Source organism: Hymenobacter terrestris, assembly GCF_013377905.1.
GTDB lineage: Bacteria > Bacteroidota > Bacteroidia > Cytophagales > Hymenobacteraceae > Hymenobacter > Hymenobacter terrestris.
This window is the reverse complement of record NZ_JABKAV010000040.1, coordinates 1-22,730: the sequence shown is the minus strand read 5'-3', so window position 1 is coordinate 22,730 and position 22,730 is coordinate 1. Positions and strand designations below refer to the sequence as shown.

Here is a 22,730-nt window from a genome sequence, read left to right as displayed (position 1 = left end):
ACCGCTGGTTTCAATCTGGCTTAACATAAATGAGTCCGCCCCCTGTAAAAGGAGGCGGACTCATTCATGTTAAGGAAAGGCGGAAGCTAGCGGCTTAGCGACGCACCAAGCGGACTACCTGGCGCTGCTGATTCTGGCTGATAGATATCTGGTACACACCTGCTTTCCAGGCAGCAGCTTCGGGCAGCGGTATTTCCATCTGACCATCCTGAGCGGCTACTACTTTCAGTAATACCCGCCGACCAATCATGTTAAATACTTCGAGCCGTACGGGCGCAGTGGTGGCCGACACGAAGCGGACGGTAGCGGAGCCGATAGTTGGGTTTGGCAGCACAACGGCGGCGAGTGTATTCGTTAGGCCAGACACGGTTATTGCCCGCACGCCCGAAAGCACATCGGCCCCCGAGAAATCTACCTGGCGCAGGCGGTAGTAGAGCCGTGAGGATCCGGCTGGAACAGGCGTTGGGTCATCGAAGCGGTAGTTGGTGGTAGCGCCGCTGGTGGTACCGGCACCGGCTACCCGGCCCACGGCCCGAAAGGCGCTTCCATCGAAGCTGCGCTCCACTACAAAATGACTATTGTCGATTTCAAAAGCCGTAGCCCAGCGCAATTCCGCAGCCTTGCCCTTCCAGGCCGCCGTAAAGCTGGTCAGGCTCACTGGTAAAGTGCTGTTACCTACCTGAATCTGCACGACAGCAGAGCTTGGACAGCCGCCAACGGCCGTCGGGCCAGTTACAGTGTAGCGAGTGGTCCTCGTAGGATTAACCGTCACCGAAGAGCTAGTAGAGCCAGGACCAGTTACATCTGTGGTAACGCCATTAGATGTAGCTTTATAGCTGTAGGTACCGTCTGTTCCACCGGCTGATGTGAGAGTAACAGCCGCGCCCGGGGTGCTCGTTGTATTGTTGGGTGCATTTGAGGAAATCGAGAGACTATTGGTGTTCACCGTAATAGCCTGAGTAGCAGTATTGCCGTTACAGCCAGCCGACGCAGTTTGGACAGTATAAGTTGTAGAAGTCCGGGGCGTTACATCAAGCGTTCCAGTGCTGTTTTGCCCTATCTGCATCCCGTTGGCAAAGAACGTGTAGGTAGGATTAGTAGCCGCACCTCCGGTAGCCGTCAGCGTAACAGTAGTACCAACGCACACGCCATTACTTCCCGAACTGGAAGTGAGCGAAACGCTGGGCTGGAGGGTAAGGTCAAAGCTTATCAGTTTCGCTGGACAACTACCATCAGTAGTATTGTCAAATGTGTACCGGATTGCATCCGAAACTGGTATCTGAAAAGTGAAGCTTTCATTTACGGCCGTATACCTTCGCGTGAATACGGGCGCACCAGCTTGGTTTCTAACGGTGAAAACGCCGCTTCTTGATTTCTCTAAAACTGTAAGCGTCACCTGTCCCGAGCCATCGGGGCAGAATTGTATGGGTGGGGGAGAGGCGCCGTTATTGAAATCCTGTGTAGCTGTACCAGTACCCGTGGGATAAGTAAGATCAAATTGACCAGAACATTGAGCGGAGGCCTTTCCAGAGTTCAGCAACCCACCCAGCAGACAGGTCAGAAAGAGGAAAAAAGTGTAGAGCTTCATGCAGATAGGTTTTGAAATGAGAGTGGAAAAGAGGGGTGCAAGAATTGGCATCTCACTGACCTTCAAGCAACGAAAATAGTCAAAATATACAGAATACAGTATTACAACCATCTACAAAGAAGCACAAAGCCACCGCTATTCATCCAGGTTCCCACTATTTAAGTATTTCTTAAGGACATCTTTTCTGCTTTACGTTCCGACAGTTACCTGCCCAAACGACACTGCCGCGAAATCCAGCACCGCCTGCCGCGTCAGCTCAGGCGCCTCAATGAAGCCCAAGTGGCCCACACCGCGCAGTAGAAGCGCGTGGCTCTGGGCGGGTAGGGCTAACTGGGGCAGCAGCGTTTCCAGCGGCACGGCCGGGTCGTCGTGGCCGCCGATGAAAAGCACGGGAAACTTGGCGTCGCGTAGTACCTGAGTGCGGTCGGGGCGGTGCTTCATGGCTTCGAGGCAACCCAAAATGGTGATTTCGGGCGTGGCGGCGGCTATGTCTTCCAGTTGCTTTAGCTTGGCGGCCAGCCGCTTGCGGTTACCGGGAGCCAGCAGGGGCTTGATGGCGGAGCGCATGTACTTTTCGACCCCGTGGCGGCGCACAAAACCGGCGCTTTCGTCGCGGGCGGCTTTTTTCTCGTCGGTATCGGGCAGGGCGGTGCTGTGGAAAAGCACGAGGCCAGCCACCCGCTCGGGCTGCGCTGCGGCCAAAGCCAAGGCCACGTAGCCGCCCATGCTGTGGCCCACCAGTAGCACCTTGTCGGCTCCGGCCGCGTCGAGCCGCGCCAGTACCGCTTGCGCCTGGGCTTCCATAGCGTAGTCGGTTACCGGGCCAGGCTGGGGGCCGTGGCCGGGCAGCGCAGGCATGAGCACGCGGTAACCAGCTGGAAAGCCGCGGGTGAAGTCGGTCCAGATGTCGGGGCTTTCGGCAAAGCCGTGCAGGAAGACGAGCGTGGGTTGCGGGGCAGGCATAAGCGGTGGAATAGAAGTGCAGGCAAATCCCGACAAATACGCACATTTGCCGCATCCGTTCCCACTCTCTTTGTTTCGCATGGCCTTTATCAAACGACAGCATTACCAATACCTTATTGCCAGCGGTGCGGGCTTGCTGATAGCACTATTGGGACGCTTCACCTTCGCCAGCCGCTACTTCAACGATGGTGGCGGCCTGCTTATGCTCTGCTTCTTGCTGCTAGTGCCAATGGCGCTTGGGGCCGTAACGGCTCATTTTACGCCACGCACTGCTTCCCTGTGGTGGCACTTGGTGTGGGGGCCTTCTCTAACAGTGCTAGTGTTCCTGACCTCAGCGTTACTGTTTCATCTCGAAGGCATGATTTGCGTGCTTATAATTTCCCCGCTCTTCACTATTACCGCAGCGCTAGGGGCGCTGATCTACCATTTTCTAACTAGAAACGAGGGTAATCAGTCCAAAACTTACGTAGTAGCGGCCTTTGCCCTGTTGCCCTTCGTGCTGGCCCCGCTAGAAAACCTACTTACGGCCCCCAACGAGTACCGGCGAGTCGAAAACACGATAGTTATTGCGGCTTCGGCCGACGTGGTATGGCAACACATTGTGCGGGTGCCGCCCATCACGGCCCAGGATTTGGGCCCCAGTCTCGTAGATCGGCTAGGCTTCCCGCGGCCGGTGGAGGCCACGCTCAGCCACGAGGGCGTGGGCGGAGTGCGCCGTGCCACCTTCGAGCGGGGCGTGGAGTTTCTGGAAACTATTGATGTGTGGGAGCCCCAGCGGCGCATCTCGTTTAGCATCGTACCCAACACCGCCACCATCCCGCCTACTACGTTCGATGAGCACGTGACCGTGGGCGGCCGGTTCTTCGATGTACTGCGCGGCACCTATGAGCTGGAGCCCGCCGGCCCCGGCTGCACCCGCCTGGTGCTCTACAGTCAGCAGCGCCTCAGCACCCGCATCAACCCCTACGCCGGCCTCTGGACAGGCTACATTATGAGCGAAATCCAGCGCCGCATCCTCGAAGTTATCCGCCGCCGCTGCGAAACGGAGTCCGCCGGAGTCGCCGTTGCCCTGGCAGCTAATCAAAAGGCCCGTTACTAATCAGTAACGGGCCTTTTGCTATAAGAAAGAAGGGCTACACGGTTGCGGGCTCGGCCTGCTTGGCGAACTGTATGCTGGCCATCAGCTTCACTTCCTCGCTCACCACAATGGAGCCAGCCTCAGTTATGCCACTCCATGCGAGGCCAAAATCTTTGCGGTTGATTTTGCCCGTTACATCGAACCCGGCTTTGGTGTTGCCATAGAAGTCGCCTGCCTGACCGCCGTATTCCACATCCAGCGTCAGCGGCTTGGTTACACCATGCAGCGTCAGGTCGCCGATGAGCTTGTATTCGCCTTCGTTGTTTTGGGTGAAGTCCGTCGATACAAACGTCATTTCCGGGAAGGTGGCGGCATCAAAGAACTCGGCGCTCTTCAGGTGCTCATCGCGCTGCTCCTGGTTGGTGTCAATGCTGTCGATTTTGGCCGAGAAGCGCACTTTGGCTCCCTCAAACGAGTCGCCTTGGGTTTCCGCTTCGCCTTCGAACTGCTTGAACGAGCCGGTTACGGTCGAAATAACGAGGTGCTTTACTTTGAACTGCACTTCGGAGTGGGTAGGGTCAAGCGCCCATTTGGTAGTAGCCATGGTGGTAGTGGTTAGGGGTTCAGACTGATGCGAAATACTGGCCGGCACTATACTTGGCCGGCACGCAACAAATGTATGTACATTATTTTAATTAATGTACATACACATATAAAACATAGGTTGCGGAGTTAGTGCATCGGCACGCTGTGGGGGTGGGACTTGTCTCGGCCCACCGGTGCACGGTACCGCTGCACGGCAGGTAAAGGCCCACCATGCCCCGTTCTGATGGCGGGCGGGGGCAAGCCTCGCCCCTACGTCGTTCTTCGCAACCGGGGTTATCTACTTTTCTTCCTCCCCTATCAAGCAAGCAAAAAAGCCGGTGCCGCATAGCGGCACCGGCTTTTTTGCTTGCTTATTAATGATTTACAGCAGCACCTTTTCCGCTACCGGCTTCACTGCCTTGCCGCTCAGCTCGCGCAAAGCGGTGGCAATGCCCGCTACATCGAAGCCGCACTCCTTGTACAATTCGTCCTGGGTGCCGTGCTCCACCACGCGGTCGGGGATGCCGAGGCGGCGTACGGGCAGCGCGTAGCCGTTATCGGCCATGAATTCGAGGATGGCTGAACCGAAACCACCGGGCAGGCAGCCGTCTTCCACCGTCACGATGGACTTGTACTTGCGGCAGATGCGGTGGAGCATCTCCTCATCGAGCGGCTTGCAGAAGCGCATATCGTAGTGGCCGGGGTTGAGGCCCTCGGCGACGAGCTGCTGAGTGGCTTTGGCGGCGTAGTTGCCTATGTGGCCGATGCTGAGCACTGCTACGCCTTCGCCCTCGCGCACCACGCGGCCGGTTCCGATGGCAATTTTCTTCAGCGGCGTGCGCCACTCGGGCATCACACCCTCGCCCCGCGGGTAGCGGATGCTGAACGGGCCGGCGTTTTCGGGCAGCGTGGCCGTGTACATCAGGTTGCGCAGCTCCTCCTCATTCATAGGGGCCGAAACCACCAAGTTGGGTACGCAGCGCATAAAGGCCAAGTCGTAGTTGCCGTGGTGGGTGGGGCCATCGGCACCGGCGAAACCGGCCCGGTCGAGGCAGAACACCACGTGCAGGTTCTGCAGCGCCACATCGTGGATGACCTGGTCGTAGGCCCGCTGCATGAACGAGGAGTAGATGTTGCAGAACGGCACCAGCCCCTGGGTGGCCAGGCCCGCCGAGAACGTAACGGCGTGCTGCTCGGCAATGCCCACGTCGAAGGCGCGGTCGGGCATGGCCTTCATCATGATGTTCAGCGAGCAGCCCGAAGGCATGGCCGGCGTCACGCCCATGATTTTGTCGTTGGCCTCGGCCAGCTCCACAATAGTATGCCCGAACACGTCCTGATACTTGGGCGGCTGGGGTTTATCGAGGGCTTTCTTGTAAATCTCGCCCGTTATTTTGTCGAACAAGCCCGGCGCGTGCCAGAGCGTCTGGTCCTTTTCGGCCAGCGCGTAGCCCTTGCCCTTCACCGTTACGCAGTGCAGCAGTTTGGGGCCCGGAATGTTCTTGAGGTCGGCCAGAATGGTAGCCAAATGCTGCACATCATGCCCATCGACGGGGCCGAAATAGCGGAAGTTGAGGGCTTCGAACAGGTTGCCCTGCTTGAGCAGCGTGGCCTTCATGGCCTGCTCGACGCGGCGGGCAATCTGCTGGGGGTTGGGGCCAAACTTGCTAAGCTTGCCGAGCACGTTCCACAGTTCGTCGCGCACTTTATTGTAGGTGCGCGAGGTGGTGATGTCGGTGAGGTATTCCTTGAGCGCGCCCACGTTGGGGTCGATGCTCATGCAGTTATCATTGAGGATAACCAGCAGATTGGACTTCTCGACGCCGGCGTGGTTGAGCGCCTCGAAGGCCATACCGGCCGTCATGGCCCCGTCGCCAATCACGGCAATATGCTGCCGGTCGAACTCGCCTTTGTAATCAGAAGCCACGGCCATACCCAGCGCCGCCCCGATGCTGGTGGAGCTGTGGCCCACCCCAAAGGCATCGTAAGGACTTTCGCTACGCTTCGGGAAGCCCGACATGCCCTGGTAGCGGCGGTTGGTAGGGAACTGGTCGCGGCGGCCCGTCAGGATTTTGTGACCGTAAGCCTGATGGCCCACATCCCATACTAGCTGATCGTGGGGCGTATTGAAGATATAATGCAGGGCCACCGACAACTCGACCACACCGAGCGAGGCGCCGAAGTGGCCACCGTAAATCGAAACCGAATCAACGATGAACTGGCGCAGTTCCTGGCTCACCTGCACCAGTTGGTCGGGGCTGAGCTTTTTGAGGTCGTCGGGGGAATTAATTTCCGCCAGCAGGGGCCCGGGTTCAACAATCATGCGCGCAGGGGTAGGTAGGCAAAGGAATAAGTAGGGTTGCAACCGCCACCCGGCCCGAAAGTTATGCTCGCGGCCGGCCCGACAATAGGCAACGAGCAAAGTTACGGGTTTTCAGTTCCGGCGGATGAATGGAATGACTTGGGCAATGAGTGAAGCGGAAAGTGTCATGCTGAGCGCAACCAGAGACGCAGTCGAAGCATCTCTACCGCTTCGTTGCAGACATTAGGATTAGCAGTGCGGTAGCGATGCTTCAACTGCGGCTGCGCCTGCGCTCAGCATGACACCATTCTTTCCAAGTTCCTTATTCAATCCATCCTCACGCAGCTCAACCTCACGCAATCCAATCACAGCCCGACCTCTATTCAACCCCGCTCAACCCCCTACCTTTACTCCATGCCCGAGCCTACTACCGCCCAATCCGAAGACCAGCAACTGCTCGACAAGCTCCGGCCCTCGCGGATTGTGCTGCCGGTGCTGATTGGCCTAGGCGTGGTGGGCTTCATGTTCTGGCGCAGCTACCAACCCGGCGACCTCGACGCGCTGGGCAACGCCAAGCCCACGTGGCTGTTGGTGATGCTGGTGGTGCTGGTGGCCCGCGACGCTGGCTACGTGTACCGCATCCGCTACCTCACCCAGAAAGTGCTCAGCTGGCGCGCCTCGCTCGACGTGATCATGCTCTGGGAATTCTCATCCTGCATCCTGCCCTCGGCGGTGGGCGGCACAGCCGTGGCGCCGGTGCTACTACACAAGGAGGGCATTCCGCTGGGCCGGTCGGTGGCCTATATCATGGCCACGGCCATGCTCGACAACATGTACTATGTGCTCATGGTGCCGCTCGTAGTGCTTATCGGAGGCGAAACGCTGTACCCTTACGAAGCACTACACGGGGGTCTAATTGCCACACTGCGCATCGGCTTTATCCTGAGCTACGTGTTCGTGACGGCATATGCACTGCTCATGGTGTACGCCATTTTCATTAACCCGCGGGCCGTGCGGCGGCTGCTGGTGCGGCTGTTTTCGGCGCAGGTGCTGCGGCGGTTTCGGGGCCGGGCCTACCAGCTGGGCCACGATTTGGTGCAGGCTTCGGCCGAGCTGCGCGGCAACGGCCTCGTGTACTGGCTGCGCGCCGGCCTGAGCACGTTCTTCGTCTGGTCGGCCCGCTACCTGGTTATTGGCTGCCTGATTGGGGCGTTTGTGGAGGTGGGCTGGACCGATTTCTGGCTGATTTTCGGGCGTAACCTCACCTACAAGGTCATCCTGCTGATTGCCATTACGCCCGGCGGCGCGGGTATTGCCGAGGGCGCTTTCCCCACATTCTTCGGCAAGTTCATCGGCACGGCCACCATGACCAATTTCATGGTGTTGCTCTACCGCATCACGACGTACTACCTCTACCTGGTGCTCGGAGCCGTGTTCCTACCCCGCTGGGTGGGCCGCATCTACGGCAAGCCGAAGGCCGCGGAAGTGATGCACTCGTAGCGAAGGTCACTGTAGGGGCGGGGCTGGCCCCCGCCCCCCGCTCGCACCGTTTCAACGATTCCGTTCAACGGCAGGCGGGGGCCAGCCCCGCCCCTACATCGACCTATCGGCAACCGGAGTTACTTGGTAGCCTCCAGCGCCGGGGCCGGCTCGGCGGGTACCGGGCGCTGGTAAGTCTGCCAGAACTCGGGGTGGTAGGGCACTTTGGAGAGCTGCCAGATTTCGCCATTTTTCAGAGCTGGGTCTTTTTCACTGTCCGGGCGCGTGGGTAGCGCTTCGGCGGGCAAGGTGGTGAAGTATTCTTCGCAGAATTTCTGATTATAGAACGGCTGTCCACTCAGCTTCCGGCCAGCCACCACCGTTTGCGCAACGCTGTTGGCCACGTGGTAGCGTCCGTTAGCAGTTTTCTGGTAAGTCACCACGTGTACCCGCCGGTGGTCGGTGAACAAACGAGTAAAAAGGCGGGAACCAACGTTGTGGCGTCCCTCGTATTTACGCGCGGCAGCATTCAGCGTAACAGTATCTTCTAGCCACAAAGCTTCGTACCGAATCACGGCGTGGTCTTGCTGACGGATGTAGACCTTGCCCGAATAGCCCGCCATCAACCCAAATCCGGTAGCTCGTTTGGAAGCCCGCTTGGCCGCGAACTGAACGACGTAGACTGTTTCCCCAGCTCGCTGTTCAATAGAATCCAGTTTGAGGATGTACTTGCCCAGCGTGGCCGACTTGAAGAGCGGTGAAATCCGAACCGGGTCGGCACCTGCCGTATAGAAACCGTGCCCACCTTCCGAGTAGTCCCAGTGTGTCAGCTTTTTGGGCGAAGCCACCGGCACATTCACTTCGCGTATGGCATGAGTTTCCTTAGGTCCTAGAGCCAGAAAGCCGCCGCCCCAGTCCCGGTGTCCGGCCGGCTCGAATACATGGCTCACGTATTCCACTTCATGATATAATGTATCGAAGCTGATAAGGCGGCGGCGCGTATACACTTCCGCCAGGTAATCCTGCTGCTCGTAGTTGGTTTCGGCCGCCTTAATCACCTTTTTCATAATCCGCTTCGGGTCCTGCGACTGAGCACTCACACGCACGTTGGTCAGCGCAAACGCGGCCGGCGTGAGGCGCACCGTGGTGGTGGTTCCGGGCACGGCGGCCAGTGTAGTGGGCTCGTACCCGATGCTGCTTATCTGCACCAGTTCACCCCGGCGGGTTTCCAGCCGAAATTTACCCTGGGCATCGGTAATGGTGCCGGCACTGCGGGCGGGCACGGCTACGGTGGCGAAAGGCACCGGCTGGCCGGTTTTGCGGTCGAGCACGGTGCCGCTGAGCGCGAAGGCCGCGCCGCTGCCTGTAACCGCCGGACGCGTGGCTGCCGGATTCTGCTGGCCCAGCCGGGTCGGCGGCATGTCGGCCGCCCCCTCCGTAGTTTCCGGCGCAACCAACGCGACAATACTGGTCGCGGCGTGGGGCGGCTCAATGGATTTTAAGTACAGGAACCCATCCACCGCCTCGCTCCAGAGGCCGGCAACTGGCAGAAACTGCAACGCATACGTGGTCAGACGGCGGCCTGGTGCATCGTGCTTCAGGCTGACGAAACTATAGTCTTGGCCCTGCGCGAGCAGTTCGGCCTCTAAGGAGCCGGGCAAGGGCGTCGGCACCGGCTCGTGCTTGCCCCAATAGCCAAAGCCGTGGGTGCCACCGCCAGCCAGCGTACTGAGCACATACACTGCCCCCGGAGCCAGGGCCGCTTTCACCGTCTGGCCCATCGGCCGGAACTGCCGCAGTTCCTCGTTGTCGAACCCGCTCACCTTGCCGGACAGATGCCCGATGGCACCCCAGCAGACCACCTTTTCCTGCGGGTGCTGGCGCAGATACCACAGCAAGTTGTCGGCCATCTGCGCGTCGCGGGCGTTGCTGTCTTTGGCTTTGAACTCGGCGGAGTCTTTCATAGCCGGGTCGTTGCTGGCGAAGTCGTGGGCCTGCGCCTGTAGGCTGCGCAGCTGTTGAAGCCAGAATACGGCCCGCTCCCGCCGCCGGGCATCGGGGCCGGCGGCTACTTTCGTCAGCAGTTTGCGGGCCTTACCTAGCTGCATGTCAAACAGCAGAATCTGGTGCGAAGGCGGGAATATGGAATGTTCCCCCATCATGCTGACGCACTCATCGAGGTAATCATAGGCGATGCCATCAGCTCCTTTTTCAGGCTTGAGGAAGGTTTCCAACTCCTCCAGCATCACGTCATCATTCCAGCTCACCTGCGAGTCGAAGCCCGCAACGCGCAGCCCCCCCTTACCCAGCAGCGGCAGCATCGCCTGGAATTCCTGCGTCTCGGTCCAGACCGGATACACCGAGGCCGAAATAGCGGCCGCCACCGGCGCCCCTCGCTGAATTTCCTGCTCGGCCCGGTCCACCGCGTAGAAGCCGCTCTCAAAAGCCACTGTGGTAAAGCCCATACGTTCCTTCAGAAACCGCAACAGCCGGATACGGGCCGCCGTGCCCGTGCCCACGCCGTGGGTTGGCTCGCCCAGCATCACCACCCGCGCGCCCCCTATTTCCTGCCGCAGGAACTCCAGATCAGCAAAGTCGGCATCCGTGGGGTCGATGGTGCGGATGATGTGAGTGGGCAGCGGCACCGGAGTCGTAACGGCGGCGGATGGGACGGCTTGGGCCAGCGTGGCGGGGCTGCTGAGCGTGATCAGCAGGAGGCCGAGAGCGGCCGGTAAAATTCGATTCATAAACACTCGGATGCTGATAGGAGCTAAATTCCACAGCAAAGTAGCTCAACCGTTCACAATTCAATAGCAGCGCAGCGCAACAGCCCCTCTAATGCGCTGCAGGTGACAACGCAAAAACCCCTTCCACCAGTGGCAGAAGGGGCTTTATTACGAGTTGTTCGGCTTAGCGCGGAAGGTTACTCCTTCTCGAGGCGCAGCTCCGAACCGTCGGTGCCTTTGAGGGTCAGCTTGTCGTCGGTCAGCGTTACCACCGTGAAGGTGTTCGACTGGCCGGCACCGTCAGGCATCATCGTGATGGTTTTGGCTCCCTGGTCGAAGGTATACTTGCCATTCATCGTCTGGGCACCCGAAGTCATGTTGTACTGGCCGTTGGCGAAGAACGTTACGCGCTGGTCGTCCATGGCATCGGTCTGGGCTACCTTGTCGCCCGTTGCGTCCATTTCTTTATCGGTTTTCCAGGTTCTGCTGTCGGTACCGTAGAGCTGGTTAACGGTTTCAACGGTACCCTCCTTGCCACCGCAGGCGGCCGTGAAGAGCAATACGAACATGAACAGGCCAGTCAGCAGGCGCGAAGCGGGAGAGGTGAAGTTTTTCATGGGGAGGAAGAATAAGTAAAGGTGTTGGAGCGAACAAAACGGCAGCAACCAGCCGCCGGTAATGCGCCTCTTACGGCAGCGTTGCTCAAGATGTTCGGCTAGCGGCCAGTAGCCTTGCCGCCCCCGAATACCGCAGCACAACCTATTGTCTAGCATGGCGTAAGAAGGGCCTGCACCCAAGCCGCACAGTACATAGCCGTCGGCTGCTCTCTCCCTCACCTAACGCATTACGACCATGGGACTCTTTGATTTTCTTTCTGACAAAGGCGAAACCAAGCCGGTAGCTCCCAACACTACTCCGGCCGGCGGCACCACCGACTTCTTCGGCACCGACAAAACCGCCGACACCACGACTGGTGAAACGTATACCGTGGTAAGTGGCGACTCGCTCTCGAAAATTGCCAAGAACCATTACGGCGACGCCAGCAAGTGGCACCAGATTTACGACGCCAACAAGTCCACCATCGGCTCCAACCCCGACCATATCGAGGTAGGCCAAGTGCTGACGCTACCGAAAGAATAGCATCCCGCTTCGCGGAAATATTCAAAAAGCCACTCCAAACGGAGTGGCTTTTTTTTGTTCTTTTAAGTTAAAATCCTGAAGTAGAATGGTCGTTTTCAAAGCAACAAAAGGCCCCTGACGAAGAAAATTCAGCGAATCATATAACGATTGGAATTCAGCACACATAGCATGTCAAAATTATAACTCATTAGGCAACAACAACATTAGCCAAGTCGGTAGGATCAGAGAACTATCGGAGAGGGCAATAAAAATAAATACCACTTCGCTTGCATTTCAGAAAATAACGGCTATACCTTTGCAACACCAACCCGGTACTACCCCGCTCGCGGCGGAGTAGTTTTCATAGGATTTATACAGAAGTGGCGAGAGCACAGGCTCCCCGACCCACTGGCAACCTTCGACCGCGCGAAAGGTGCCAATGCCTGCCCGACCAGCCCGACCTAACCGTCCGGCGGCGGGGACTATAACCTCCCAGTCTTATGAGCCACTCCCGCGTTTTCGCCTCCGTTTCCCCCACCGCTCCGGCCGCCTTTGGGCCCGCCGCCTGGCCATGGGCTTTTGGCGTTTCGGCCCCAGCCGTTGCTGCCCTACCGGCCGCCACCCCGGTTGCCGCCCGAATGCGAATGTGTGGCTGTTGTAGCGCGTGTTGCTGCTGCTGCTAGCCTGAGCGACTGACCCCGGCCCCTCTTAGCGGGCTTCCCCTGTTTTTCCTTACTTGTCCGCTTGCTCCGGCCCCGGCCCGGCGCGCCCATTGTGCGGCCTTTGCGCGGTTTCCTTCTGCGGATTCGTGTGCGAAAACCGATTGCCGAAAAACGAAAAATCAACTTCTAAAAGCAAAATAGCCATGTCTAGCCTCCACTTCGAAACGCTGCAACTCCATGCCGGCCAGCAGCCCGACCCTGTAACCGGTTCGCGGGCCGTGCCCCTTTACCAGACCACCAGCTATGTGTTTAAAAGCGCCGAGCACGGGGCCAATCTGTTTGCGCTCAAGGAATTCGGCAACATCTACACCCGTCTGATGAACCCCACCACCGACGTGTTTGAACAGCGGGTGGCGGCGCTGGAAGGCGGCGTGGCCGCGCTGGCCGTGGCTTCGGGGCAGGCCGCGCAGTTCATTGCCCTCAACAACATCGTGCAGGCCGGCGACAATTTCGTGAGCTCGACCCACCTCTACGGTGGCACCTACAACCAATTCAAGGTGGCGTTCAAGCGCCTGGGCATCGAAGTGCGCTTCGCTAACGTCGACGAGCCGGCTGCTTTCGAAGCCCAGATTGACGAGCGCACCAAGGCCATTTACCTCGAAACCATCGGCAACCCCAGCTTCAGTATCCCCGATTTCGAGGCTATTGCCGCCATTGCCCGCCAGCACGATTTACCACTGGTAGTGGACAATACCTTTGGGGCGGGCGGCTATCTATTCCGGCCCCTGGAGCACGGCGCCCACATTGTGGTGGAATCGGCGACCAAGTGGATTGGTGGGCACGGCACGAGCGTGGGTGGCGTGATTGTGGATGGCGGCACCTACGATTTCGGCAACGGCAAGTATCCGCAGTTTTCCGAGCCCTCTGAGGGCTATCAGGGCCTCGTGTTCAGCGACGTATTCGGCAAGAACAGCTCGTTTGGCAATATTGCCTTCATCATCCGGGCCCGGGTGGAGGGCCTGCGCGACTTCGGCCCCTCGCAGAGTCCGTTCAACTCGTTTCTGCTGCTGCAGGGCCTCGAAACGCTGAGTTTGCGGGTGGAGCGCACCGTGGAAAACGCCCTGCGTATTGCCACCTGGCTGGAGCAGCATCCGCAGGTGGAGGCCGTGAACTACCCCGGCCTGCCCTCCAGCCCCTACCACCAACTGGCCCGCAAATACCTCAAGCGCGGCTACGGCGGCGTGCTCACCTTCGCCCTCAAAGGCAGCAAGCACTCGGCCACGCAGTTCATCGACAGCCTGAAGCTCATCAGCCACCTAGCCAACGTGGGCGACGCCAAAACGCTCATCATCCAGCCCGCCGCCACCACCCACCAGCAGCTTTCCGAAGAAGCCCAGCACGCAGCCGGCGTAACCCCCACTCTCCTACGCCTCTCCCTCGGCATCGAGCACTTCGACGACATTCGGGCCGACTTGCAGCAGGCCTTCGACGCCGTACTGAGTGCCGCCACGCCCGACAACATTCAGGATGAGCCCCTACCCGAGCCGGCCGCTGAGCACGAGCAGCCGCTGGAGGTATAGCTTTTTTGAACTGTTGGAATCACTGTAGGGGCGGGGGCGGGCCCCCCCCCCCCCCCCGCCCCGCGGCGCGTCAACCACTATGTCTGTAGGGGGGGGGGAGCAACACCCCCCCGCCCCTACAGCGTACCGACAAGATCATTGCGCAACTTGAACCACAAAACCAAACAGGCCCGCCAATCGGCGGGCCTGTTTCATTGCATTCAATCGACTATACTACCCGTTTAAATCCGTGGTTTAATAGGCCCGGGCGAAATAAGCGCGGCGCACCGACGGCTTGCCCGTTAGCATGCAGACGCCATCCTCGTCGGGCTCGTTGAGGGCCAGGCAGCGGATAGTGGCTTTGGTTTCCTCCTTGATGCGCTCCTCGGTTTCGGAGGTTCCATCGTAGTGGGCAAGCACGAAGCCGGCGGTGGTGTCGAGTACCTGCTTGAACTCCTCGTAGCTCTCGACGCGGGTGGTGTGCGTTTCGCGGAAGCGCAGAGCCCGCTGGTATATGTTCTGCTGAATGTCGGCCAGCAACTGGTCGACGCTGTTCACGATGTCGGCCAGCGGCAGGGTCATCTTTTCCTTGGTATCGCGGCGGGCTACCTCCACGGTGCCGGCCTCCAGGTCGCGCAGGCCCACGGCGATGCGCACGGGTACACCTTTCAGCTCCCATTCGGCAAACTTGAAGCCGGGGCGCTCGGTGTCACGGTCGTCCACTTTCACCGAGATACCGCGCGCAATCAGGCCCATCTGCATAGGGCGGATACGCTCCATTACTTCCTCCAGCTGGCCAGTTTTGTAGATGGGCACGATGACCACCTGAATGGGGGCCAGCTTGGGGGGCAGCACGAGGCCCTCGTCGTCGGAGTGCGCCATCACCAGCGCGCCCATCAGGCGGGTGCTCACGCCCCAGCTTGTGCCCCATACGTGCTCCAGACCGCCTTCTTTGGTCTGGAACTGCACGTCGAAGGCCTTGGCGAAGTTCTGGCCCAGGAAGTGCGAGGTGCCGGCCTGCAGGGCCTTGCCATCCTGCATCAGGCCCTCGATACAATACGTATCCACGGCGCCGGCAAACCGCTCGTTTTCGGTTTTCACGCCTTTTACTACGGGTAGTGCCATCCACTCTTCGGCAAACTGAGCGTACACGTCGAGCATCTGGCGGGTTTCGGCTACGGCCTCGCCCTCGGTGGCGTGGGCCGTGTGGCCTTCCTGCCACAGAAACTCGGCGGTGCGCAGAAACAGGCGGGTGCGCATTTCCCAGCGCACCACGTTGGCCCACTGGTTGATGAGCAACGGCAGGTCGCGGTAGCTCTGAATCCAGCCTTTGTATGTGCTCCAGATGATGGCTTCCGAGGTAGGGCGAACAATCAGTTCCTCTTCGAGTTTGGCATTGGGGTCGACGCGCAGTTTGCCGGGCCGGTCGGGGTCGGTCTGGAGGCGGTAGTGGGTTACCACGGCGCACTCCTTGGCGAATCCTTCGGCGTTCTTCTCTTCGGCCTCGAACAGACTTTTGGGCACGAAAAGCGGGAAATATGCGTTTTCATGGCCAGTACGCTTGAACATATCGTCGAGCGTGCGCTGCATCTTCTCCCAGATAGCGTAGCCGTAGGGCTTGATAACCATGCAGCCGCGCACGGCCGAGTTCTCGGCCAACCCGGCCCGCTTTACCAGTTCGTTGTACCAGAGCGAATAATCTTCGCTACGCTTGGGCAAACTTTTGCTCATATTTGGGAGTATCTTGAGAATAGGATGAAAAGTTCCAATTTCTGGTACAAGATTTGTCCTAAGAAAAGGGCACCGTTTCGGGGCGAAATTACGTTATAAAATCCGGAGGAACTGGGCTTTGGCGGTCCTTCCGCCTCTAGCATTCCGTTTTCCTTCCTTGGCCAATCCATCCTTACCAGCAGGCATCATGAAAAAGTACCTCCCTTCTATCCTACCCGCCCTGGCCCTGCTCACGCTGGGAGGGTGCGCCGTATCTTCTAATCTGGCTACCACCGAAAACGATGGCATGTACTACTCGGCCTCGGACGATAAGGTAACGGCTTTGGCCGTGCCGGTAGCCCAAGCCACTCCTGTTGGCGACCCCAACGATGTGGTTAACCCCGACTACAACGGCAGTGTTGCCCGAAGCGGCAGCGATGAGTATTACGATGAGGAGCGGTACGCCGATGCGCCGCAGTACCGCAACAACTACCGCGGCGGCAGCTTGGGCTACTACAGCTTCCCCTACGCCGACCCTTATTATTATGGTGCTTCGGCCTTTGGCTACTCGCCCTACTCGGCGTTTGGCCACTCGCCTTATGCCTTCTACGACCCCTTCTACCGGCCTTTTTATGGTTACGGTGGTCTGACCATCAACATCGGCTTTGGCTTTGGCCGGCCCTTCTACCGACCCTTTGGCTATTCGCCCTACGGTTTCTACGACCCTTACTTTGCCTACGGCGGCTTCGGCGGGCCCTGGGGCAACCAGTTCGGATACGGCAATGGCTTCTATGGTAATGGCTTTTATAATAACGGCTTCTACAACAATGGCTACTGCGGCGTGGGCAATGACCGCCCGGTACGCAACGTAACCTACGGGCCACGCCGCTCGCGCACCGGTACCGGTGCTGGCCTGGCCGGTGGCTCTACCAGCACGGCCAGCAACGCTAGCCCCGGCCGTAGCCGGGTAGTACAGGAAGGTAGGTTTACCACACCGGGCAATAGCGGTGCCACCGTACCAGCTGGCCAGTATAACGGCCGCAGCCGGGTGCGCGATGTAACGGCTGGTAATGGCAATAGCTCGGCAAGCGGGCAGCCAGACGCCACGTCGCAAGCTGCCACGCGTAGCAGCCGCTACCGCGACGCCCAGCCCGTGCAGGGCGCCTCGACGATGTCAGGCCAGCCGGCCGGCACCACCCGCCGCTGGCGTGTGCTCGACAACTCGGCCCCCAGTAGCGCACCCGCCTCGGGCAACGAGCGCACGACGCAAGGAACGGTCAGCCAGCCGGAGCGGACGCGCCGCGCAACCTATTACAGCGGCGACAATGGCAGTAGTTCGGGCACAGCGCAGCCTCAGCGCCAGCGCACCTATGAGCGTAGCTCGTCTCCCAGCCGCGCCTCCGAGCCTTCGCGATCCTACTCGGAGCCCAGCCGCGCTTCTGAGCCTTCGCGCTCTTATTCGCAACCAAGCCGTGCCTCCGAGCCTTCGCGCTCCTACTCAGAGCCTAGCCGGTCTTCCTCGCCTGCGCAGAGCAGCGGTGGCGGGGACGGTGGCGGCGGCCGCGGCCGGGTGCGCTAAGCTGGTCGCTGGCTCCGTTACCAGCCTGCATTATTTATCTGCCCGTCAAAAGCGGCCCGACGTTGTTTCGGGCCGCACCGGGCCATCCTCTTTTTCTTTCCTATGAAAACCCTGAAATATGGGCTTGCTGTTGCCCTAATAGGCACAGCCGGCCACGCCTTTGCTCAGTATCAGCCCGATGCGCTGCGCTTTTCGCAGTCTCAGCCCGTGGGCACGGCCCGCACATTGGGCATTGGCGGGGCTAGTGCCGCCGTAGGTGGCGACTTTGGCTCGGTGAGCGTGAATCCGGCCGGACTAGGTATGTTCCAGCGCTCCGAGTTCAGCATTTCGCCGGGTTTCAGCCTGCTCAGCAGCGATGCTACCGCTTTTGGCAATACCAACAACAACTCGCGCAGCAACCTGAACATAGCCAGCGCCGGCTTGGTGCTGGCCCGCCGCCGGCCCGATGGCGACGGCAGCGCGTGGCGGGCCGGCTCATTTGGCCTGGGCATTACGCGCACGGCCAGCTATAACCAGCTATTCCGCTACAGCGGCCGGCCCGAGTTCAACCAAGATATTTTTCAGCGCCTGAGCCAGGATCAGGGAGCCGGACTGGATGATTTGGCCTTCGATACCTACCTGACCGAGCGCGACGCGGATGGCACGTATATCCCGGCAGACTTCTTTGACACTGGCCGGCTCAATCAGGACGAGACGGTTCGCACCAGCGGTTCCACTACGCAGTTCGATCTGGCTTACGGAGCCAGCTACCTCGATAAGTTTTATGTCGGGGCCGGAATCGGTATTACCAGCGTGCGCTACAACTCCGAGAACATTCTGACGGCTGACGCCGCGGACCCAAACAACCCAGAGAGTGCCTTCCAGTCGCTGACATTGCGCGACGACATCCGGACGACTGGCGGGGGCATTAACTTCCGGTTGGGCGTGATTTATCGGCCCGTTGATATTTTGCGCATCGGGGCCTCGGTACAGACGCCAACTTACATGGCGCTAAGCGAAACGTACAATAGCTCGCTTCAGGCCCAGTTCAATCGGCCTATCGTAGTTGAGGGCCAGTCGTACCAGTCGGCCCGTTCGACCCTCGATCCTAACATAGCCGAATATGCGCTTACTACGCCTTTTAAGGCAACCGGTGGGGTGGCCGTGGTGCTTGGCAAGTATGGCTTCATCAGCGGCGACGTGGAATACCTGGACTACTCCTCGGCCCGACTGCGCAACTACAACAACAACCAGTACAACTTCAGCGCCGACAACGACGACATCAAAAACCTGCAGCAGAGTGCCGTAAACCTGCGGGTGGGCACGGAGGCCCGGTTTGATGTGCTGCGGGCCCGGTTGGGCGTTGCTTACTACGGCGACCCGTACCGCAACAGCGGCACCGACCAGAGCCGCACCTTCGTAACCGGGGGCCTAGGGCTGCGCCAGAACAATTTCTTCGTGGATGTGGCCGGCGTGTACGGCAAAGGCAACTCGCGCTACACTCCTTACACCATACTCGACACTGACGGCCGCCCCTCGGCAGAAGGCACCCCGGTAGTGAAAGTAATCGACAAGCAGTTTACCACCACGGTCACGGCGGGTTTCCTGTTTTAACCGGATAGCACTACTGCTACTGCGCTGCTCATCAACCCAAAAGCCCGACTTTCCTCTGCGTGGAAGCCGGGCTTTTGCATGATTGGGTAGGCCGCGAGTCGGGGTTATTTACCTACTCGTACCTGCACCGTCAGCTGCCGCCGGTTGGTAGTACCAATGCGCTGCACCCGCAGTAGGCCGGGCTTGCCTTCGGGTGTGAGGAAGGCCAGCACCTGCCCCCGGCGCAATGCGCCGGTGGTAGTGGGGCGGCCAAAATCGTTCCCGCTTTCGTAGGCGGCCTGGAGTTGCTGAGCAGTACCGGCACCCTGGAAGGCAATGCTGTCGAGGGAGGTGCTGCGGATTTGGGTGGTCCGGGGCTGGGGCCAGGTTAGTTTCAACGACTCTTCGGTAGGCAGCGACAGTATGGGGGCATTGGTGGTATTATCGACCTGATAAATAAGATCGATGCGCTGCTGGTTGGCGGGCAGGTTGCGCACCGAGAAGCCGGGCAGGGCCAGCCCCTCACGCAGGGCCAGAAACCGGCGCGTGTCGGACACTCCCGCACGCGGGGCATCGAGCGTTACGCTGTAGCTATGGAAAACGGCCAGCGAGTCGGCGCGGGGCAGATACAGGCGCAGGCTGCGTGCCCCTTTGCGGTTTTCGGCATCGAAGGCCTCGTAGCGCCAGGTTTCGGCGCCGGCAGTGCTGCGGGTAGGCTGCGTGCTCTGGAAAACCAGCTCGCTCAGCGAGGAAACCGTCGAATCGAGGTACACCAAGTCGACCTTGGGCCGGTCTTCCGGGAACAAGGAGTAAATGATGGGCTCGGGCACTGGATCGTAGGTTACCGTGATGAGCAGGCGCTCTAGGGGGCTGTCGTCGTCCTCGTCGGCCCGGGCATAGATGCGGGTGGTCACGGTATCGGCGGGCGTGGTGAGGCGGCGAGCGGTTGCGGTTAGGCGCGAGTCGGCCACGAACTGCACTCGGGGGCCCGAGCCGAGTCCCGGTTCGCAGGCGGCAACAAGCCCCGGCAGCACCAGCAAAAGTATCGAACGGAGGCGCATAGTTATTTGGAGCTTTTAGCTGACGGCTACTAGCGGTCAGTTGTCAGAATAAGGGGCTGGAGGCAAGCAACCGCTACCTGCCGGCCAAAAGCCCGGAGGCCAACGGCCCGCAAAGATACGCCGGGTGCAACCTTGCGGGTCGCATTGGCTACCTTAACGCCGGAAACTGACTGACATTTCATTTTACCTGCATGAACCTACGATTTCTGGGCCTCGCCCTGTTGCTGAACGCCGCCAGCCCCGTGCTGCTGCCCGCCACTGCCCCAACGGCCTACGCCCAGCAGAAGCAGAATATTACCCTCGAAGACATCTGGCAGAAGGGCACCTTCGCCGCTAAGTCGGTAGCCGGCTTCAACTGGATGAAGGACGGCCGCTACTACTCCTCGCTCAGCAAGGGCGACGTGGTGCAGCACGACGTAACGACTGGCCTGCCCGTGCAGACGCTGGTGACGGGCGCCGACCTGAAGCTACCCGGCCAGGCCCAGGCGCTGCCCGTGGATGGCTACAGCTTCAATGCCGACGAAACCAAAATCATGCTCAGCACCGCTACTGAGTCGATTTACCGGCGCAGCAGCAAGTCGTACTTCTTTGTGTACGACCGGGCCACCAAGCAAGTGGTGCCGCTGAGCGCGGGCGAAGGCAAGCAGTTGTACGCCACGTTTTCGCCCGATGGCAAGCGCGTGGCCTTCGTACGCGACAACAACCTGTTTGTAACCGAGCTGGCCACGATGCGCGAAACCGCCGTGACGACGGACGGCGCGATGAACAAAATCATCAATGGCGGCACCGACTGGGTGTACGAGGAGGAATTTGAGTTTGCCCAGGGCTTCCAATGGTCGCCCGACTCGCGGCAGGTGGCGTTTTACCGCTTCGATGAAACCGCGGTGCCCGAGTACAACATGCAGGCCTGGGGCCCGCTATATCCGCAGGACAACAAGTTTAAGTACCCCAAGGCCGGCGAGAAGAACTCGACCGTGGGCGTGAGCGTGTACGACGTGGCCGGCGCCCAGACCGTGAAGATGGACGTGGGACCGGAAACCGACCAGTACATTCCGCGCATCAACTGGACCAAGGTGCCCAACTTGCTCAGCATCCGGCGCATGAACCGGCTGCAGAACAAGCTGGAGATTCTGCACGCCGACGCCAAAACCGGCCAGTCGACGGTGGTGCTAACTGACACCGACGCGGCCTATGTGGAGGTGAACGATGATTTGCGTTACCTCGAAGGCGGCAAGCAGTTCCTGTTCACGAGCGAGAAGGATGGCTACCGCCACCTCTACCTGTATGATATGAACGGCAAGCTGGTGCGCCAGCTGACCAAGGGCAACTGGGAAATTGCCAGCATTGAGGGCTTCAATGAGAAGAAGGGCGAGGTGTACTTCACGAGCACCGAGGAGTCGCCGCTGCAGCGCCATCTGTATCGCATCAACCTGAAGGGCAAGGGCAAAACCCGCCTGAGCGAGGCCGGCAACGGCGTGGATGCCGTCAACATCAGCCCCGACACCAAATACTACCTCAACTACCACTCGCAGGCCGGCGACCCAACCGTGGTAAGCCTGCGCACTGGCCAGGATGGTAAGCTGGTGAAGGTGCTGGAAGACAACGACGCCCTGCGCCAGAAGCTCACCGGCTACACCCTGAGCAAGCTGGAGTTCATGAACTTCAAGACGGCCGAAGGCGTGGAGCTGAACGCCTCGGTTATCAAGCCGGCCAACTTCGACCCGGCCAAAAAGTACCCGGTGCTGATGTACGTGTATGGCGGCCCCGGCTCGCAGACCGTGAAGGACGACGCGGGCGGGGGCATTGCCTTCACCAACTACCTCTGGCACCAACTGCTGGCCGAGAAGGGCTACATCGTGGTGAGCGTGGATAACCGGGGTACCGGGGCCCGTGGCTCGGCCTTCAAGAAGAGTACTTACGCCAACCTGGGCAAGCTTGAAACTCAGGACCAAGCCGCTGCGGCCCGCTACTTCGCCACCCTGCCCTACGTAGATAAAGCGCGTATCGGCATCTGGGGCTGGAGCTTTGGGGGCTACATGACGGCCCTGGCCCTCACCAAAAACGCCGACCTGTTCAAGATGGGCATTTCGGTGGCCCCGGTTACCAACTGGCGCTACTATGACACCGTGTACACCGAGCGGTTTCTGAAAACGCCCCAGGAAAACCCCGGCGGCTACGATGAAAACTCTCCCGTGAAGTTTGCCGACCAGTTGAAAGGGAAGCTGCTGCTGGTACACGGCACCGGCGACGACAATGTGCATTTCCAGAACTCGGTGGCCTTCGTGGATGCCATGGTACGGGCCGACAAGGACTTCCAGAGCCTGTACTACCCCAACCGCAACCACGGCATTTACGGCGGCAACACCCGCCTGCACCTGTACCGTCAGATGACCAACTTCGTGCTTCAGAACCTGTAAAGGCACACCTTTAAGCAGCTACCCCGGCACCGGCTGCCGGCTCGCAGAACGGCCTTTACGCCGGGTGCTGCGGGCCGGCAGTTGGTGCCGGGGTAGTGCGTTTTGGGCTGGTGGGTAAGGCGGCGGCAGTAAACTAAATCTGGGTTGATTGCAAAAGGCAACGGAAAAATGCGAATTTCGGGTACCTTCCCTCCTTTCCTGCGTACTGTTGCCCATGTCCTCTTGCTTACTACGCTGCCTTTTGCTGCCGCTGCTGGGTACCAGCCTACTGGCCTGCCAGCCCGATACACCTGCCGACAAGCCCGCCGCCCCCGTGGCCGAGCTGCTGCC

15 protein-coding genes and 1 riboswitch are annotated in these 22,730 nt (G+C 59.7%); of the genes, 7 read left to right on the top strand and 8 right to left on the bottom strand.

Annotated elements, in window-relative coordinates; genetic code table 11:
- Positions 1 to 94: 94 nt before the first annotated feature.
- Positions 95 to 691: a T9SS type A sorting domain-containing protein gene (locus HW556_RS18930; protein WP_176900464.1), complete on the bottom strand. Its 597-nt coding sequence runs from the start codon at positions 689 to 691 to the stop codon at positions 95 to 97.
- 1,086 nt (positions 692 to 1,777) lie between these two features.
- Positions 1,778 to 2,551 carry an alpha/beta fold hydrolase gene (locus HW556_RS12785; RefSeq protein WP_176900462.1) on the bottom strand — a complete coding sequence of 258 codons (774 nt, stop codon included), beginning with the start codon at positions 2,549 to 2,551 and terminating at the stop codon, positions 1,778 to 1,780.
- A 79-nt stretch (positions 2,552 to 2,630) separates the two neighbouring features.
- Here HW556_RS12785 and HW556_RS12780 point away from each other — a divergent pair, with 79 nt between their 5' ends.
- Positions 2,631 to 3,650: an SRPBCC family protein gene (locus HW556_RS12780; protein ID WP_176900460.1), complete on the top strand. Its 1,020-nt coding sequence runs from the start codon at positions 2,631 to 2,633 to the stop codon at positions 3,648 to 3,650.
- A 34-nt stretch (positions 3,651 to 3,684) separates the two neighbouring features.
- Here the strand turns inward: HW556_RS12780 and HW556_RS12775 are convergent, their stop codons facing one another.
- Positions 3,685 to 4,233 carry a YceI family protein gene (locus HW556_RS12775; RefSeq protein WP_176900459.1) on the bottom strand — a complete coding sequence of 183 codons (549 nt, stop codon included), beginning with the start codon at positions 4,231 to 4,233 and terminating at the stop codon, positions 3,685 to 3,687.
- Positions 4,234 to 4,596: 363 nt separating this feature from the next.
- Positions 4,597 to 6,537, bottom strand: coding sequence for a 1-deoxy-D-xylulose-5-phosphate synthase (dxs, locus tag HW556_RS12770; protein WP_176900457.1), 1,941 nt, complete (start codon positions 6,535 to 6,537; stop codon positions 4,597 to 4,599).
- Positions 6,538 to 6,930: 393 nt separating this feature from the next.
- Here dxs and HW556_RS12765 point away from each other — a divergent pair, with 393 nt between their 5' ends.
- Positions 6,931 to 8,016, top strand: coding sequence for a lysylphosphatidylglycerol synthase transmembrane domain-containing protein (locus tag HW556_RS12765; RefSeq protein ID WP_176900455.1), 1,086 nt, complete (start codon positions 6,931 to 6,933; stop codon positions 8,014 to 8,016).
- A gap of 119 nt (positions 8,017 to 8,135) precedes the next feature.
- Here the strand turns inward: HW556_RS12765 and HW556_RS12760 are convergent, their stop codons facing one another.
- Both HW556_RS12760 and HW556_RS12755 read right to left on the bottom strand, forming a co-directional pair.
- Positions 8,136 to 10,742: an erythromycin esterase family protein gene (locus tag HW556_RS12760; RefSeq protein ID WP_176900453.1), complete on the bottom strand. Its 2,607-nt coding sequence runs from the start codon at positions 10,740 to 10,742 to the stop codon at positions 8,136 to 8,138.
- A 176-nt stretch (positions 10,743 to 10,918) separates the two neighbouring features.
- Positions 10,919 to 11,338 carry a lipocalin family protein gene (locus HW556_RS12755; protein WP_176900451.1) on the bottom strand — a complete coding sequence of 140 codons (420 nt, stop codon included), beginning with the start codon at positions 11,336 to 11,338 and terminating at the stop codon, positions 10,919 to 10,921.
- A 235-nt stretch (positions 11,339 to 11,573) separates the two neighbouring features.
- On the opposite strand from HW556_RS12755, the gene HW556_RS12750 reads away from it, so the two are divergent.
- The gene (locus tag HW556_RS12750) at positions 11,574 to 11,861 is read left to right on the top strand and encodes a LysM peptidoglycan-binding domain-containing protein (RefSeq protein WP_176900449.1); all 288 of its coding nucleotides are present in this window, start codon (positions 11,574 to 11,576) and stop codon (positions 11,859 to 11,861) included.
- Between the two features lie 346 nt (positions 11,862 to 12,207).
- Positions 12,208 to 12,331: riboswitch (SAM riboswitch) on the top strand.
- A 374-nt stretch (positions 12,332 to 12,705) separates the two neighbouring features.
- Positions 12,706 to 14,082 (top strand): O-acetylhomoserine aminocarboxypropyltransferase/cysteine synthase family protein, encoded by a 1,377-nt coding sequence (locus HW556_RS12745; RefSeq protein WP_176900447.1) that lies wholly within the window; start codon positions 12,706 to 12,708, stop codon positions 14,080 to 14,082.
- Between the two features lie 234 nt (positions 14,083 to 14,316).
- Here HW556_RS12745 and proS read toward each other — a convergent pair whose 3' ends face one another.
- Positions 14,317 to 15,792: a proline--tRNA ligase gene (gene proS, locus HW556_RS12740; protein WP_176900446.1), complete on the bottom strand. Its 1,476-nt coding sequence runs from the start codon at positions 15,790 to 15,792 to the stop codon at positions 14,317 to 14,319.
- Between the two features lie 187 nt (positions 15,793 to 15,979).
- Here proS and HW556_RS12735 point away from each other — a divergent pair, with 187 nt between their 5' ends.
- Entirely contained in the window at positions 15,980 to 17,350 is a 1,371-nt protein-coding gene (locus HW556_RS12735; protein WP_176900444.1) for a hypothetical protein, read from the top strand.
- A 102-nt stretch (positions 17,351 to 17,452) separates the two neighbouring features.
- Positions 17,453 to 18,943 carry an OmpP1/FadL family transporter gene (locus HW556_RS12730; protein WP_176900442.1) on the top strand — a complete coding sequence of 497 codons (1,491 nt, stop codon included), beginning with the start codon at positions 17,453 to 17,455 and terminating at the stop codon, positions 18,941 to 18,943.
- A gap of 104 nt (positions 18,944 to 19,047) precedes the next feature.
- Here the strand turns inward: HW556_RS12730 and HW556_RS12725 are convergent, their stop codons facing one another.
- Positions 19,048 to 19,983: a PH domain-containing protein gene (locus HW556_RS12725; RefSeq protein ID WP_176900440.1), complete on the bottom strand. Its 936-nt coding sequence runs from the start codon at positions 19,981 to 19,983 to the stop codon at positions 19,048 to 19,050.
- A 191-nt stretch (positions 19,984 to 20,174) separates the two neighbouring features.
- Here HW556_RS12725 and HW556_RS12720 point away from each other — a divergent pair, with 191 nt between their 5' ends.
- Complete coding sequence (locus HW556_RS12720) at positions 20,175 to 22,400, top strand: S9 family peptidase (protein WP_176900438.1); 2,226 nt, start codon at positions 20,175 to 20,177, stop codon at positions 22,398 to 22,400.
- Positions 22,401 to 22,730 lie beyond the last annotated feature (330 nt).

Excerpts from the sequence above, each read along its gene's own strand:
- HW556_RS12760 (WP_176900453.1), bottom strand. The coding sequence starts at position 10,742 with ATGAATCGAATTTTACCGGCCGCTCTCGGCCTCCTGCTGATCACGCTC.
- HW556_RS12785 (WP_176900462.1), bottom strand. The coding sequence starts at position 2,551 with ATGCCTGCCCCGCAACCCACGCTCGTCTTCCTGCACGGCTTTGCCGAA.
- HW556_RS12780 (WP_176900460.1), top strand. The coding sequence starts at position 2,631 with ATGGCCTTTATCAAACGACAGCATTACCAATACCTTATTGCCAGCGGT.
- HW556_RS12730 (WP_176900442.1), top strand. The coding sequence starts at position 17,453 with ATGAAAACCCTGAAATATGGGCTTGCTGTTGCCCTAATAGGCACAGCC.
- HW556_RS12750 (WP_176900449.1), top strand. The coding sequence starts at position 11,574 with ATGGGACTCTTTGATTTTCTTTCTGACAAAGGCGAAACCAAGCCGGTA.
- dxs (WP_176900457.1), bottom strand. The coding sequence starts at position 6,537 with ATGATTGTTGAACCCGGGCCCCTGCTGGCGGAAATTAATTCCCCCGAC.
- HW556_RS12755 (WP_176900451.1), bottom strand. The coding sequence starts at position 11,338 with ATGAAAAACTTCACCTCTCCCGCTTCGCGCCTGCTGACTGGCCTGTTC.
- proS (WP_176900446.1), bottom strand. The coding sequence starts at position 15,792 with ATGAGCAAAAGTTTGCCCAAGCGTAGCGAAGATTATTCGCTCTGGTAC.
- HW556_RS12725 (WP_176900440.1), bottom strand. The coding sequence starts at position 19,983 with ATGCGCCTCCGTTCGATACTTTTGCTGGTGCTGCCGGGGCTTGTTGCC.
- HW556_RS12775 (WP_176900459.1), bottom strand. The coding sequence starts at position 4,233 with ATGGCTACTACCAAATGGGCGCTTGACCCTACCCACTCCGAAGTGCAG.
- HW556_RS12735 (WP_176900444.1), top strand. The coding sequence starts at position 15,980 with ATGAAAAAGTACCTCCCTTCTATCCTACCCGCCCTGGCCCTGCTCACG.
- HW556_RS12745 (WP_176900447.1), top strand. The coding sequence starts at position 12,706 with ATGTCTAGCCTCCACTTCGAAACGCTGCAACTCCATGCCGGCCAGCAG.
- HW556_RS12720 (WP_176900438.1), top strand. The coding sequence starts at position 20,175 with ATGAACCTACGATTTCTGGGCCTCGCCCTGTTGCTGAACGCCGCCAGC.
- HW556_RS12765 (WP_176900455.1), top strand. The coding sequence starts at position 6,931 with ATGCCCGAGCCTACTACCGCCCAATCCGAAGACCAGCAACTGCTCGAC.